Raw genomic sequence first — 13,531 nt, 5'->3', positions numbered from 1 at the left:
ATAAAAAAAGGAAACTCGACTAAATTTATTGGCGTACCGGTCTGGCATGCTAAAAAAAGTAGAGTCTTTCGTCACTAGAGTAAGTAAATAAACGACAACCTCACTGCCTATCTTTAATTCCGCACATCTTAATTGTCGCATTTGTTCATCACTAAGAGCAATCCGATCTTTTTTACCTCATGGTGTCTATAGAATGCAAAGGGATCCTTGATTTATCCAACCAAATTTGAGCACAAGACTTGTCAGTTTTTGTAATCTTTCAATATGTTTCATCACTGTATTGTTGGTGCAGGCCCTTTGTCCCTTATCCGGCCTTTTTGGCTTTAAATAGATGCTAAAATCAGTTAGAAATTTAAAATCTACTTTAGCTAGTTGAATGACTTTGAATTTTTTTCTCCTTTAAAAACTCTTTAAGAAATCTTTCTGTTGAATAGTAGTTCTTCACTGCTCCCTGAGCCAAAAGTTCACCAGGCTGTTCAAAATGATATTTGATGCGATCTTTTAAAGTCTTACCCTATTCCCACTGAGCGTAACCCTTACCTCAAAAATTTGTAGTGATAATTTCTTGCATCTTTGAATTCTTCTATAAATAAATATCCCGTGAATTTAAGAAATAATAAATTTTGGAAATTTTCAGAAGAACAATTCTTTATTCTTCCCATGGAGAATCCTTGATTTCATCACACAGGTTCCACTTTTGGAAATGTGGTATCATGCAGACGCAGATATCCGAATTCATATTTCCTATGGTGGTACGCGGCTTATAACCAAATCCATCGAAAAAGGTCTGAATCATCTGGTTTTTTAAGTTCATTCTTGGGAATACTTTTAAAATGTCAGTTCTATCTGCAGGTGGTAGGTCATCATAACCTCGCCCTACAACATCAAGTGCTGTTGCATAATTCAGCATGGCCACCTCCGGCTCTTTGTATTCTGCTATCCCCGGAGAGGTATGTAAAGCTATTGCATCCCATGCCAACTGCAAGGACTTCTCTGGGAGTCCGTGGCTTTTCAAGAAATCTCTGGCAGCATTTGCCCCATCAACCTCAAAGCGTTTATCCGGGCTACTATAATGTGGCCTTAGCCCTAAATCGTGAAATGCTGAGCAAACATAATACAGCTCAGGGTCATACTTTACTTTTTTTTGTTCGGCATTCAGCAAACCGAAGAGAAAGGTCCGCATAGAGTGATTATAGAGTAATTCGGTGCCATATTCGATTAGTAGTTCGGTAGCTTGTTTAGTCATTTGACTATCGGGAACCCTGATTCCCGCAATAGATTTGCCTTATATATTCATCATGAAATTATTAAAATCAAAATATTATTACGGACTTTAGATGGCGACAGTTTTTGTCGTAATGCCAACTCTGTTGAGGAAATTAATGTGACTAATGAAAATGATCAGATCAGCGATCTCTGCTTCGCTAAAGCACTTTTTTAAATTCTCGTAGGTTTCATCCAGTACCCGTGTGCAGATATTTGGGTCGTTTCTTCAGCCAGTTGCAGAGTGCTTTTTTCAATATCTGTAAAAAGGGGACTCTCTTGCCAGGCAGATAGTAAATACATACGGTGAGCAGTTTCACTGTGTTTCAATGTCTCTTCGCTATGGTAATCTATGCAAAATACACATTTATTGATCTGTGAAACCCTGATTCGAAGGATTTTAAATAAGCTCCTTTGTATGGTAGAGCTATAGATACTTTTTTCTATATCGGCCATGTGTTCCCTATACAAGGGTTCAATCTGCCATACATCCAGTCTGTGTTTAATAACATTTAACATCTTTTTATGTATTACATTAATATATCAAAGTTAGTTGTTACATACCCCTCATTTCTTAATGTAGATTAAGAAATGCAAGGCATTCAATATTTTGAAAAAACTACTATTAGTCAATTTTCTATGAGGTTAATTTTTTCATTACCGTTGTTGCTGTTAGCCCATGAAGTACAATAGAAATCAAAATAGCAAATGATATTGTAGTCCATAATTCTTGCTGATATTCAAACTGAGCCTTCCTGAAAGCAAAAAGCAAATAAAATACAGAGCCGACACCCTTAATTCCAAAAAAGCTTATTCCAAGCTTTTCCCTGAAAGATAACAAAGAAGTACTAAATGTTATTAGCCCGGATATCGGCCGGATTAGAAATACAAAAATGAGGACAAAAAACACTATTTGCCAATTTAAAGAATTGAGAATACCATTTGCCAAAGCACCACCAAAAAGAACAAGCAAAATGCAAATTAACATCCTTTCCACTTGATCAGTAAAAGAGTGGAGTTCTGAATGATAGGAACTACCCTTTTCATAATGTCTGACTGCAATACCGCAAACGAATACTGCTATAAATCCGTATCCATGCAACATTTCAGCAGCACCGTAAACTATAAGCGTCAAGGATATCGCCAAAAGACCATCCCTTGTGTAGAGGAACTTATGCTTTCGGGGAAGCTTGAACACAAGGTATCCGGCAAATCTACCAGAGAAGTACCCAATCAAAACTCCTAAAGAAATCTTGTAAATCAAATCATAGCTTAACCAGTTGATAAATGAGAAATTACTCCCTGTAGAGATTTGACTTACTGCAATGGATAGCCAGATAAAGGGAAATGCCATGCCATCATTCAAACCAGCTTCACCCGTCAATGCGAACCGCGTTTCTGATTTTATAGTCTCATTAGGTGGCCCAACCTGTACATCTGAAGCTAAAACGGGATCTGTTGGAGCTAAGGCACCACCCAGAAGCAATGCCGATGCTAGGCCCAATCCTAAAAAATAATAGCCCATAATTACAGAGGCTACGATGCACAACAGCATGGTAATTGACACTAATTTTAACGGCGAGCACCATTTTTTTAAGGAAAATGGACGGTCTATCTTTATTCCGGCACCCATTAAAGAAATAATAATCACCAATTCGGTTAAGTGCAGGCTCACCTCAGAGTGATGCTGAGGAGAAGGATCTGGCAATGCACCGGGAAAGATCGTGTAAACCAACCAGCCAATAAAGACATAAAATATAGAATATGAAATTCCTGTAAAAGCTGCAATACGGGGCATCCAGGATATACTAAAGGATGCAAGTCCGATCATCGTTAAAATTAATATATATTGATCCATTAAGAAATTGGTTTGATTTAAACTACAATTATTAATCTATATAGTTTTCACATAACCCTAACCAGCAATAAACGGTAAGCGTAAATTAAGAAATTCCAGTCACCATAAAAGCAAAATACCAAGCCTATATATGCTATTTATTATTTATAATTCAAAACCTTCTCATTATGGTGATGTTATTCAGTGTGAACAATCAAATAATTCGCTATGAGAAATTCTGTTAAAATAAGCATAATGGCAATTGGGTCCTACTTGTTATGCGCTTCAAATACAAATAATCTAAATACGGAAAGACCAAAGAATATATCAATCATTGTACAGAATAATGATGAGTTATTTTTACGACAGGCTTCTGTATTATGTATGGAACATTTACGTGTTGCTAAAATAGCAACAAAGCAAGGAGGCGGTAGAACAAAGTCTATGGCAACAAAGCTTACTTTAGCCTTAAGTAAAGCTAGCGAAGAGCTAAGAACTATTGCGAAAGCTAAATCAATTAATTTACCTACAACTTTACCAGATGGTTCCCAGCGCCCTGACGGACGTGTGGATTCTGCACCAGATAATCTTCGAGATACTTCGAGATTAAAAAACGGTGGTGGTGAAGCTGGTAATACAGGAATGAGCAATCCCGTTGGTTTGCGGATGGATGGTGTTGAAGTAAATAAATTGGTAGAAAATTTGAGTACACTTAAAGGTGCTGAGTTTGACAAGGCGTATTCGGATTTACTAAAAAAGGATATAATTAAAGCAAATGCAGTATTGCAAAGCGGACTAAAATCTCAGGATTCTGCCATTAGTGGATTTTCTAAAAAATATTACGACATTTTACAAAAAGCTCAAGTAAATTAGACGTACTGCAAAAACCATAAAGATGATAGTATATTCGACAGGCGACAACTTGATGTAACCGCAAGCTAATTATAATGAGAGATTTTGAGGTTTCTCAAAAGATAATTCCCCATTACCGTAAAAACAAAGATCCTAATAGAGAGAAAAATATACTCTTCAAACCGCTCCCACTGTTAGGTGAAATCAATGTTACTTAATTTAAAGTTGCCGATTCTTCTTCACGCCCAATATTTAAGATAGATAGCCCTAATTATTAAACTAAGCCGTTCAAAACCGCATTGCGTAAGGTATTCAAATTTAATATAGCACTACCCATCGTGTTATTGAAGTATACAAACACTGTTTTACCTTTATTCATCCACTCAATGACATAGCTTGCATATTCATATAGTAATCCTTCATCATAGCTTTCCCAATAATTTCCTCCAGGTCCATGCATCCTTAGGTAGATAGCGTTGGTGCCATTATCATGATATTCAGTGCCAAAGCTACCCTTATCGTGAATTACCATACAAGATTTATACTTGTTAGCCAGCTCGAACACCTCATCTTTATACCAATCTGCGTTTCTAAATTCCAGGGCAACAGTCCATTTTTTCGAGGTAGGCTCGGATTGTATGTCAATTAATAACCGCTCCAGGTTAACCATGTCATGAACTTTAAGGCTTGGGGGAAATTGAACCAGCAAGCTACCTGCTTTCTCTTCTACTTGAGAGATGGCGTTCATAAAAGTGGTAATGAGTTTTGGGTCGTAAATTAGATGCTTTGCGTGTGTAATGTCCCTGAACAGCTTAAAGCTAAAACGGAAATCACTGGGTACCTGCTCTTTCCACTTTCTAACCGTAAGGGAAAGTGGAATTTTATAGAATGAACTATTTATTTCTATAGAGGAAAAGAGGGAGCCATAGAAAGATAATCTACTTTTATCTTTGAAGGCCTCTGGATAATAGGTTTTATTACCTACAGGTAGGACTAATCCACTGGTACCAATATAAAACTCGCCCTTAGGCACGCTTTGTTCAGTCATGATACAGAATATTTATCTAAAAAAGTTCATTTAAATCAGCATAGGTTTTCTTTCAGAATGATATTTCCATTGTTGCAGGACACAAAAAAGATAAACAAAAAATCATGGTATATAGCTTACAATTATTAATCAACAGCCAGTAATCCCTTAACCAATCGTTTCCACTGCGGGTAGGACATGCCTAATTTTGCAGCAATGCCAACAAGGAAATTGCGTCCCCTATCTACAATCGATCCTTCAACTGTATTTGGCAATTCATTTCGACCATGTTCTTCTGCAAAAACCTGTTTACCTAAGCATCTTACGATGAAGGTTGAGGTTGCCTCATGCCTTAAAAAATGAGCAGTTACCGCACTTTCGCCTAATGGGAAATGCGTGGGCCTAACCTGAAGGGAAATCAGCTGTTCATCACCGCTGTGCTGAAATACAATTGATTCTACTTTAACCCAGTCATAACCCCTTCCTGATTTAGTCCCGGGGCCAGGTACATCGATTCTGATGTAATCTCCCTTAGCCGCTTGCCTATCGATTTTATTACCCTTTTTATCCAGCAGTTTGAATTCTGAGATACCCGCGTACCTTCCCCATTCATTAACGGATAAGAGCCTTTGCGATACCAACTCAAAAAAGATCCGAGCCTGCTCTTTAGATTTAAGTGTAACCACTTCGACCACATCAATGAAGCTTCCGGTTATTTGGGGTGGAACAGGATTAATTTTTTTCATATCGTAGGCATTTACTAACCATTTACAACCTCACCTCCGTTAACGTGGATAACCTGCCCAGTGATGAATGAGGCATCTTCGCTGGCTAAAAACACATAGGCAGGGCCCAATTCCGAAGGTTGCCCTGCCCGCTCCAGAGCCGTCTCAGACCCAAATGATTTTATTTTTTTTTCATCAAAAGTTGAAACGATAAGTGGGGTCCAAACCGGCCCTGGTGCCACAGCATTCACCCTTATTCCTGTTTTTGCGAGATTCGTGGCAAGAGACCGTGTAAAAGACGTTATGGCTCCCTTTGTGGATGAGTAATCGATAAGATTAGGAGAAGAGCGGTAAGCAGTGACCGAGGTTGTATTGATAATACAATCGTCAGCATTGAAGTGCTTTAACACCTCATGTGCGAAATAGAAATTAGCGAATATATTTGTTGTAAAAGTTTCCTCAAGCTGCTTTGGATCAATGTTTTTTGGATCCTTTTGAGGAACCTGCATCCCTGCATTATTGACCAATATATTAATCCCTCCAAATGCTTTTATAACCTGGTTAACTGCTTTTTTACAAAATTCTACCTTCTTAACATCACCTTTTAACATCAGACATTTCCTCCCTTCTGCCTCCACCATGACTTTAGTTTATTTAGCATCGACATCTTCGTTAAGATATACGATGGCAACATCTGCACCTTCCCGAGCAAAATGAACAGCAACCGAACGCCCGATACCACTGTCGCCGCCCGTAATTAGCGCTACTTTACCTGCAAGATTGGCCGAGCCTCGATAAGTTGATTTAATTACCTCAGGTCTTGGATTCATTTTAGCCTCTATACCTGGAGTTTTATGCTGTTTTGAAGGTGTCTTTTGCATGTTCATGAATGTTAAAGAATAGGCTTAATCGCAGGTACCGGATCTTCCTAGTGCTGGAGATCCATTGATTAAGATATTTGCGACTTATAGATTTAAAACAACATAAACGAATAGTTAGTTTTCAAAAAGATGCATATTAAGCATTATGAAAAATCAGAGGATGAGATCTTAATAAAATCTAGGATATTTAAATTGGATAGAATGCTTTCTCTAGACTTTAATCGATATAATTTGCGAATATTATATCGACGCCTTGCTTACCAAGGCTCTCTATTTTCGAACAATTATACGTTAGGAATGTTGAATATAAAAAAAAGATCATGGAAGAAAATAAAAATTTAAATGCGGAGAAAGCCAAAACTAATGAGCAAAATAAAAAAGGGTATACTCAGGACGAAGTTCCTTTTGCAGATGGAAAAAACACCAAGCTTGATCAAGAAATAGATAAGAATAATAACGGTAAAAACCAGGATAAAAGTCAGCATTAGACCCAGTCATTAAAACTTGCGCAATCACAATTATTAAAAACATTTTGAATAAAAAGCTGTTAAGCCTTAAAAAAATCATATATGGGAAATTTACTTTATTTAATCGCAGTTGTTTTAGTTGTCATCTGGTTAATCAGTTTTTTTGGAGGCTTTTATACTGGTAACATCATCCACACCCTATTGGTGATTGCAGTAATCGCTGTTGTTTGGCGCCTGATTAGCGGAAGAGGGGTTTAATTAAAAACATCATACAAAAAAGCAGGCCATAGATTGGGTCTGCTTTTTGTTTTATGCCTTCGTAGAACTGTTTTAAAATTCTAAAAACAGAAAAAGTTAAGGTAGGTATAGAGATATACCTTGGAAAAAAAGAATGGTGTAAACCAAAGGCGCTTAGTGGCCTTAGTTTGGTAATGGCCGCTGCAGCCGCTTCTCAAATGATGGAAAGTGTGGCAACTGCAGATGTGTGGTCGCTCGACACCTGAAAAGCTTAAAGAATTTGGTAAAGAAACACCAATTGGACATACGGGACAACCAGCGGAACTTGCCTTGATTTACGGTTCAACTTCCGGCAAATGAGGTTAGTTATTCTACTGGTCAAATCTACGCAGGGTCGTAGGTAAACAGACCATTATAAATAATTAAAGTCTGTATAGCCAACTTTGCTGACTGATTTGAATCTTCAAAATATTCTTAGGCTGCGTAGACTTTTGCAAACCAGACGAATATCCAAAAGGTTATCAATAATACAAGAAATAATTATCTGGTGTGAATTGAACTTATTTTAAGACTGAAAGAAAGCACGGGATTGATATGTTTCGTAGTTACAATAAACAGGCCGTACTAATTTCTAAAACTTTTAAACTATCTTCAGAGTTATTAGAATAAACTTCTCAACTCCGGACCAAGCAAAAAAGTTGGGGATTAATCTTAGGCATAAATTTTAGATAATCTGAATAGAAAGAATTTCACATTCCTCACACCTCCTGAACTGTGATCTGAATGCTTTTATTTTAGCGTTGAAAGATTCAGCAGATGCATTTGTACTTCTATTTGTAAAGTAGTTTAATATCCTTTCGTAGTTGTTCTGGATTGTTTTGGAAATCGTGTTAAACGATTTGAATCCAGCGGCTTCGACATCGTTATACCAAATAGCCAGCTTTTTAAAAGCGATGATTCTGTCTTTAGAGGTGCTGAAAATGTTGGACAAACCTTGACTCAGTTTATAAGCCCGCTCCAGATCAGGATACAGGCCAAATAATAGTTCTGCTCGATGCAATTGTGAAGGTGTCCAGTTGACCTCTGGATATTCTGGAGCATGTTGACCCCCCAGTTATGTTTTCCAATTTCGGTTTAGGGTAAAACCATTTAAAGCTTTTACTGACATTACGGCGGATGCTGGTTCTTCCCCACTTTTGGTGGTAATTACATAAAATATCCGGCTTTCCGTCGTTATTAACTTAATGAATGCCAGCAAAGTAATCTTCAACAATGCCAGTCAATTTAAGGTTGTTTCAGTAGATAGCCTAGCAGATAGCTTTATTATCTATATTTCAAGCAAGAATAGAAAGTCATTTTGTCCAAATTGCGAGGAAGCCTCATCGAAAGTTCATAGTTATTATACTAGAAAGTTTGCAGACCTTCCTGCGTTTGGAAAGTGTTCACAAATCGTCTTGCGAGCACGAAAATTTTATTGTAGTACATTAGAATGCCCGTTGAAAGTATTTACAGAGCGATATGGTGACCATTTCAAGCCTTATCAAAGAAGAACCGACAGGCTGCATAACAAATTATTAAATATAGCCATAGAATCTGGTGGAAAATCCGCAGAACGTATTTGTAGTCAGCTTTCGATTCCAACATCTGATACCACTTTATTAAGGATAATAGAGAAAAAAGAACTTCCCTGCAATAATGGAGTGATTGCCTTGGGTATCGACGATTGGGCTATAAAGAAGAGGGAGCGTTATGGAAGTATCCTTGTGGACCTAACGACGAATCGCCCAATCGGATTACTCGGTGATCGTGAGGAAAATACGGTTAGCGAATGGCTAAAAAAGAGAACGCAAGTGAAAATTATCTCTAGGGATAGATATAGCAATTACCAGAGTGCATCTACAAAAGGGGCCCCTGACGCTATTCAGGTTACAGATCGGTGGCATCTATTGAAAAATTTAGGTGAGGCGATGCGAAAGATTCTGGATCGGGAACATTTAGCGCTAAAAAAAGTCAGGGAAGCTAACCGTGAAACTAAGACTACCGAACCGCGATCCCTAAAAAGTTCCGTCCCAACCGCTCAACAAAAGAAATTTAAAGAAGTGAGACTACTGCTTGAGCAAGGCGTTTCTATAAAGGAGATATCAAGAAGATTCAGGATGAGCCGTATAACGGTAAGAAAGTATAAGTATCTTGAGGAGTTACCAAAAAAGAAGTGTAGTTCGCCAACTGGACTTGAAAACCATCTTGAATACATAAAGAAAAGAAAGGCAGAAGTACCTGAAATCCAGCTTAAGGCATTACATCAGGAGTTAATAGCACTTGGTTACAGAGGTGCATATTCTACCTTGTCCGATGGTCTGGCGAGGTATGAAATGGCAATTGGTAAAAAAAAAGGAGATAAAAAAGTATTACCAACTGATCTGAGTTCCTGGCGGCCATCTATCACCTCCAAGCTGTTTTTTAAAGAAGCAAAAAAGCTTTCAAAAAATGAAGCTCATATTTTAAATGATCTTTGTGATTCCTCGGCTATATTAAAACAATCCCTTGGCTTTATAAGAGAATTTCGTCAAATGATGCTAAAGGATCGAAGCAGTGAGGGTTTAGACTCATGGATTTCAAAAGTGATAATATCTTCAATTAATGAACTATGCGGCTTTGCAAATGGACTAAAGCAGGATCTGAAATCCATAAAAAATTCTTTCGACCTAGCCTGGAGCAATGGGCCAGTAGAAGGAAACGTAAACAAACTTAAAACATTAAAACGGCAAATGTATGGGAGATGTTCTCTGGGGCTTCTTGAAAAAAGACTCGTATTAGCTCGCTCTTGACCACCAAAAGTGGGGAAGAACCGGATGCTGACCCCACCCTTGGGTATTAAAGATTTTGTAATGGAGCATATTGACCCCTCTTGGTCTGCGTTTAATGCAGTTTCTAATGGAGCATGTTGACCCCCCTTCTTTAATTTGATTTGGCTTACTTAGGTAATAATCCTTTACCTAAAGTAGCATAAGATGGCCGGAAAATCGAAAGAAACGAGTCAGATCAAACAGTTATTACGGCTTCACAAACAAGGTGATTCCATAAAAAGCATTGCCCGGAATCTTGGGGTCAGCAAGAATACAGTTAAGGTATATATTTCCAAGTTAGAGGCTGGCGCGATTCCAATTTCGGAACTTCTGGAAATGGATGATCCGTTAATGATGGGCAAATTTCATGTTGGAAGTCCAGCCTATAAAGATCCACGGTTTGAATATCTTCGTGCGAACCTGACCTATTACGCGAAGGAACTGGAATCGGTTGGGATGACCCGTCTACTTCTTTATGAAGAATACCAGGCTGGCTGCAAGCCTGCGTACAGCTATCCCCAGTTTTGTTTCCATCTCAGGCAGCAACTGGTAGCCAGGCGTCCCGGGATGCGACTGGAACACCTTGCCGGAGATAAGCTATTCGTTGATTTTGCTGGTAAGCAAATGCATTATATTGATCGAGAGACTGGGGAGGTTGTTCCCTGTCAGATATTTGTCGCATCACTTCCATTCTCTGATTACTGCTTTGTAATGGCCGTCCGGAGCCAGCGGGTAGATGATTTTCTCCATGCGCTCGAATGTTGTCTTAGGGAACTCGGTGGTGCGCCTGCGGTATTGGTACCGGATAATCTGAAGTCTGCAGTTGTAAAAGCCAACAGATTTGAGCCGGAGATCAACCGTGCACTGGATGATTTTGCCAATCACTATGGGATTACGGTGATCCCGACAAGATCGAGGAAGCCAAAAGATAAGGCATTGGTAGAGAATCAGGTCAAGCTGGTATACAACCGTGTTTACGCTAGACTTCGGAACCGTCAGTTCTTTGATATCGAATCACTCAACCAGGCCATTCGGGAAAAAGTTAAGGCACATAACCAGACAAGGATGCAGCAGAAACCCTACTGCAGGGAAGAGCGTTTTCTTGCAGCGGAGAAACACCTGCTCCTTCCACTGCCGGTCGAATGCTTTGAGGTGAAGTATTATTCAGAACCCAAAGTGGCGCATAATAACCACATCTACCTGGGCAAAGACAAGCACTATTACAGCGTTCCCTTTGCATATGTAGGGCAAAAAGTTCAGGTAATCTATACCAGGAGCATGGTGAAGATATATGCCAGGAACAAACAGATTGCAGTTCATGTGCGGAATTTGAATCCAGCTGGTTACTCCACGCAAAAAGATCATCTGAGCTCACATCACCAGCATTATCTGGAGAGGAGTCCTAAATATTATATTGCCAGAGCAAAGGAGAAATCTGCAGAACTTCATCTTCTTTTCCAGATGATATTCGAGCAAAACACACATCCGGAACAGCTCTACCGCACATGTGACGGGCTTCTCAGGTTGCAGAAAGGTGTGGAATCCGACAAATTTGGAGCAGCCTGTGAGCTTGCAATGAATGTTCGCAACCTTTCATATCGCTTTGTTGAACGCATCCTAAAAAATAACATGGCTGATAATCAGGATGAACCGAAACAGGAACAGTCACTCCCAGATCACCACAATATCCGTGGTATGGAATATTATTCACAAACAACAATTAAATTCTAGAAAATGAATATCGAAACACAACTCAGGCAGCTACGGCTGCATGGTATGACCCGTAGTTGGACAGCCCTTAATGAAACAAGAAAACTACACGAGCTCACTCTGAGCGAAGGCATGCAGGTATTGCTCCAAGCGGAAGCTGATGATCGGGATGGAAAGCGTTTTGAACGGCTCCAGCTAAATGCAAACTTCCGTTATAAGGCATCAATCGAGGAACTCAACATGGATTCCAAGCGGGGACTGGACAAGGCTACTGTGGGAATCTTTACCACAGGTGATTACATCCCCAAGGGAGAGGCAATACTGGTATGCGGTTCTACAGGAACCGGAAAATCGTTCCTGGTTTCCGCGCTGGGGCATCAGGCATGTGCACAAGGGTATAGAGTCGCTTACTTCAATGTACAGAAGTTGCTTTTAAAAACAAAGATGAGCCGGATTGATGGAAGCGTCCATAAGTTATTTGAAAAAATATCAAAGGCAGATCTTCTAATTCTGGATGACTTCGGGTTAACCCATTTTGAACAACAACAACGAATGGATATGCTGGAAATTATTGAAGATCGGCATGCAAAAAAAGCAACCATAATTGCCAGCCAGCTACCAGTAGAAAAATGGTGGGATATATTTGGAGATTCAACTCTGGCAGACGCATTTTTGGACCGCATGGTGCACACTTCTTACAGAATTGAATTAAAAGGAGAAAGTCTAAGAAAAAAAAGGTAAAATTGTCATGCCGTCAGCTATGATAGGCCAAATCCCCGAGGGGGGGGGGGCAGTATAGTGCATTACTGGGGTCAATATCACCATAATATCCAACCTCTCGCTTGAACAGTAAGTATCTACTTCTTGCGAGCAATTGTTTTACTGTATCACCATTTTCCAGCAATTCCGGTATCCAACGTTTTTTTGCAGTTTTGGCAAGTTCCATTTCCTTGTTTTCCTGTTCTATGGCCTCCCATCTGTGTCTTATCCTTATTTCCTGGACGCCTTCTGTAGCCAGTTGTTGTACGTGAAAGCGATCAGAAACCAGTTTGGCCTGAGGAAAACACTGTTTAACTATACGAGACATTGTTGGAGCAAGATCAAGAGTAACTTCTTTCACTTTTCTGCGCAAGCCTACCTTGATCTGAGATAGGATTTTGATTACCGATTCGCTTTCGGTTCCTTTAATAATGGCAACAAGGGCGCCCTTTTTACCTTTTGCAGCCTTATTGGTTAGAACGGTATATAAACTCTCCCTGGGACAGGCTGGTTTCATCTATGGAAAGATATTCGCCCATATTTTCAGGAAATAGAAGCCAGTCCTCAGCATGCTCCAGCTGATCCCAAATGGTAAATCCACTCAGATGGCTAGCATACTGTTCCTCAAGACGTTTGCCGTCAACACCAAAGAAATGACCTAGCGTTTTACAGCTTATTGGGCTTGAATCCAAATAGCTTTTCAAAAAAAAATGCAAATTCGCTAGTCATCTTGGTACCATCGGCAACCAGATTCCAATCCCGGAAAACAATCTTTTTGCTATTGAGGTTTTGCCACTTGCGCCGCCTTATTTTCAAAAAACTAGGTTTTCCACGCAAGGGAAAATCACGAACGGTGATTTCATCGAAAAAGCCTTTAGAAATTAACTTCTCACCTGAATACTCTTCAGGATGAATGTTTTTCTCTAA

The 13,531-nt window shown here is 39.3% G+C and carries 15 protein-coding genes and 1 pseudogene; 6 read left to right on the top strand and 10 right to left on the bottom strand.

Annotation, left to right across the window (positions count from 1 at the left end; translation table 11 throughout):
- Positions 1-186: 186 nt before the first annotated feature.
- The 4 genes from ACFOUY_RS07645 to ACFOUY_RS07630 all read right to left on the bottom strand — a co-directional run bounded on the left by ACFOUY_RS07645 (position 187) and on the right by ACFOUY_RS07630 (position 3,121).
- On the bottom strand, positions 187-333 hold the full coding sequence (locus ACFOUY_RS07645; protein WP_378959964.1) for a hypothetical protein: 147 nt from the start codon (positions 331-333) through the stop codon (positions 187-189).
- A gap of 316 nt (positions 334-649) precedes the next feature.
- Positions 650-1,246 (bottom strand): HD domain-containing protein, encoded by a 597-nt coding sequence (locus ACFOUY_RS07640; RefSeq protein WP_378959898.1) that lies wholly within the window; start codon positions 1,244-1,246, stop codon positions 650-652.
- A gap of 191 nt (positions 1,247-1,437) precedes the next feature.
- On the bottom strand, positions 1,438-1,719 hold the full coding sequence (locus ACFOUY_RS07635) for a carboxymuconolactone decarboxylase family protein (protein ID WP_378959897.1): 282 nt from the start codon (positions 1,717-1,719) through the stop codon (positions 1,438-1,440).
- A gap of 181 nt (positions 1,720-1,900) precedes the next feature.
- On the bottom strand, positions 1,901-3,121 hold the full coding sequence (locus ACFOUY_RS07630; RefSeq protein WP_378959896.1) for a cation:proton antiporter: 1,221 nt from the start codon (positions 3,119-3,121) through the stop codon (positions 1,901-1,903).
- A gap of 207 nt (positions 3,122-3,328) precedes the next feature.
- On the opposite strand from ACFOUY_RS07630, the gene ACFOUY_RS07625 reads away from it, so the two are divergent.
- Positions 3,329-3,973, top strand: a complete 645-nt coding sequence (locus ACFOUY_RS07625) for a hypothetical protein (RefSeq protein ID WP_378959895.1) — start codon at positions 3,329-3,331, stop codon at positions 3,971-3,973.
- 253 nt (positions 3,974-4,226) lie between these two features.
- Here the strand turns inward: ACFOUY_RS07625 and ACFOUY_RS07620 are convergent, their stop codons facing one another.
- From ACFOUY_RS07620 to ACFOUY_RS07610, 3 genes and pseudogenes are all read right to left on the bottom strand, one after another.
- A complete protein-coding gene (locus tag ACFOUY_RS07620; RefSeq protein ID WP_378959894.1) occupies positions 4,227-5,000 on the bottom strand; it encodes a DUF72 domain-containing protein in 774 nt (257 codons plus the stop codon).
- A 125-nt stretch (positions 5,001-5,125) separates the two neighbouring features.
- The gene (locus ACFOUY_RS07615) at positions 5,126-5,725 is read right to left on the bottom strand and encodes a hypothetical protein (RefSeq protein WP_378959893.1); all 600 of its coding nucleotides are present in this window, start codon (positions 5,723-5,725) and stop codon (positions 5,126-5,128) included.
- Positions 5,726-5,739: 14 nt separating this feature from the next.
- Positions 5,740-6,534, bottom strand: a pseudogene (locus ACFOUY_RS07610) (SDR family oxidoreductase).
- 371 nt (positions 6,535-6,905) lie between these two features.
- On the opposite strand from ACFOUY_RS07610, the gene ACFOUY_RS07605 reads away from it, so the two are divergent.
- Positions 6,906-7,073 carry a hypothetical protein gene (locus tag ACFOUY_RS07605; RefSeq protein WP_378959892.1) on the top strand — a complete coding sequence of 56 codons (168 nt, stop codon included), beginning with the start codon at positions 6,906-6,908 and terminating at the stop codon, positions 7,071-7,073.
- 81 nt (positions 7,074-7,154) lie between these two features.
- Positions 7,155-7,310 (top strand): lmo0937 family membrane protein, encoded by a 156-nt coding sequence (locus ACFOUY_RS07600; RefSeq protein ID WP_378959891.1) that lies wholly within the window; start codon positions 7,155-7,157, stop codon positions 7,308-7,310.
- Between the two features lie 703 nt (positions 7,311-8,013).
- Here ACFOUY_RS07600 and ACFOUY_RS07595 read toward each other — a convergent pair.
- Positions 8,014-8,349: a transposase gene (locus ACFOUY_RS07595; RefSeq protein WP_378959890.1), complete on the bottom strand. Its 336-nt coding sequence runs from the start codon at positions 8,347-8,349 to the stop codon at positions 8,014-8,016.
- A gap of 184 nt (positions 8,350-8,533) precedes the next feature.
- Here ACFOUY_RS07595 and ACFOUY_RS07590 point away from each other — a divergent pair, with 184 nt between their 5' ends.
- The 3 genes from ACFOUY_RS07590 (at position 8,534) to istB (ending at position 12,586) form a co-directional block, all read left to right on the top strand.
- Positions 8,534-10,117: an ISL3 family transposase gene (locus ACFOUY_RS07590; RefSeq protein ID WP_378959889.1), complete on the top strand. Its 1,584-nt coding sequence runs from the start codon at positions 8,534-8,536 to the stop codon at positions 10,115-10,117.
- 183 nt (positions 10,118-10,300) lie between these two features.
- Positions 10,301-11,866: an IS21 family transposase gene (gene istA, locus ACFOUY_RS07585; RefSeq protein WP_378959888.1), complete on the top strand. Its 1,566-nt coding sequence runs from the start codon at positions 10,301-10,303 to the stop codon at positions 11,864-11,866.
- 3 nt (positions 11,867-11,869) lie between these two features.
- Positions 11,870-12,586, top strand: a complete 717-nt coding sequence (gene istB / locus ACFOUY_RS07580; protein WP_378959887.1) for an IS21-like element helper ATPase IstB — start codon at positions 11,870-11,872, stop codon at positions 12,584-12,586.
- 13 nt (positions 12,587-12,599) lie between these two features.
- Here istB and ACFOUY_RS07575 read toward each other — a convergent pair whose 3' ends face one another.
- Together ACFOUY_RS07575 and ACFOUY_RS07570 are read right to left on the bottom strand one after the other, a co-directional pair.
- Positions 12,600-13,121 carry a transposase gene (locus ACFOUY_RS07575; protein ID WP_378959886.1) on the bottom strand — a complete coding sequence of 174 codons (522 nt, stop codon included), beginning with the start codon at positions 13,119-13,121 and terminating at the stop codon, positions 12,600-12,602.
- 149 nt (positions 13,122-13,270) lie between these two features.
- Positions 13,271-13,531: ISAon1 family transposase N-terminal region protein (locus tag ACFOUY_RS07570; RefSeq protein ID WP_378959885.1), on the bottom strand; the 261-nt coding region annotated here is incomplete at its 5' end.

It is taken from the genome of Pedobacter jamesrossensis, from assembly GCF_042650905.1.
Classification (GTDB): Bacteria; Bacteroidota; Bacteroidia; order Sphingobacteriales; family Sphingobacteriaceae; genus Pedobacter; species Pedobacter jamesrossensis.
This window is presented reverse-complemented; position numbering and strand designations above follow the sequence as displayed.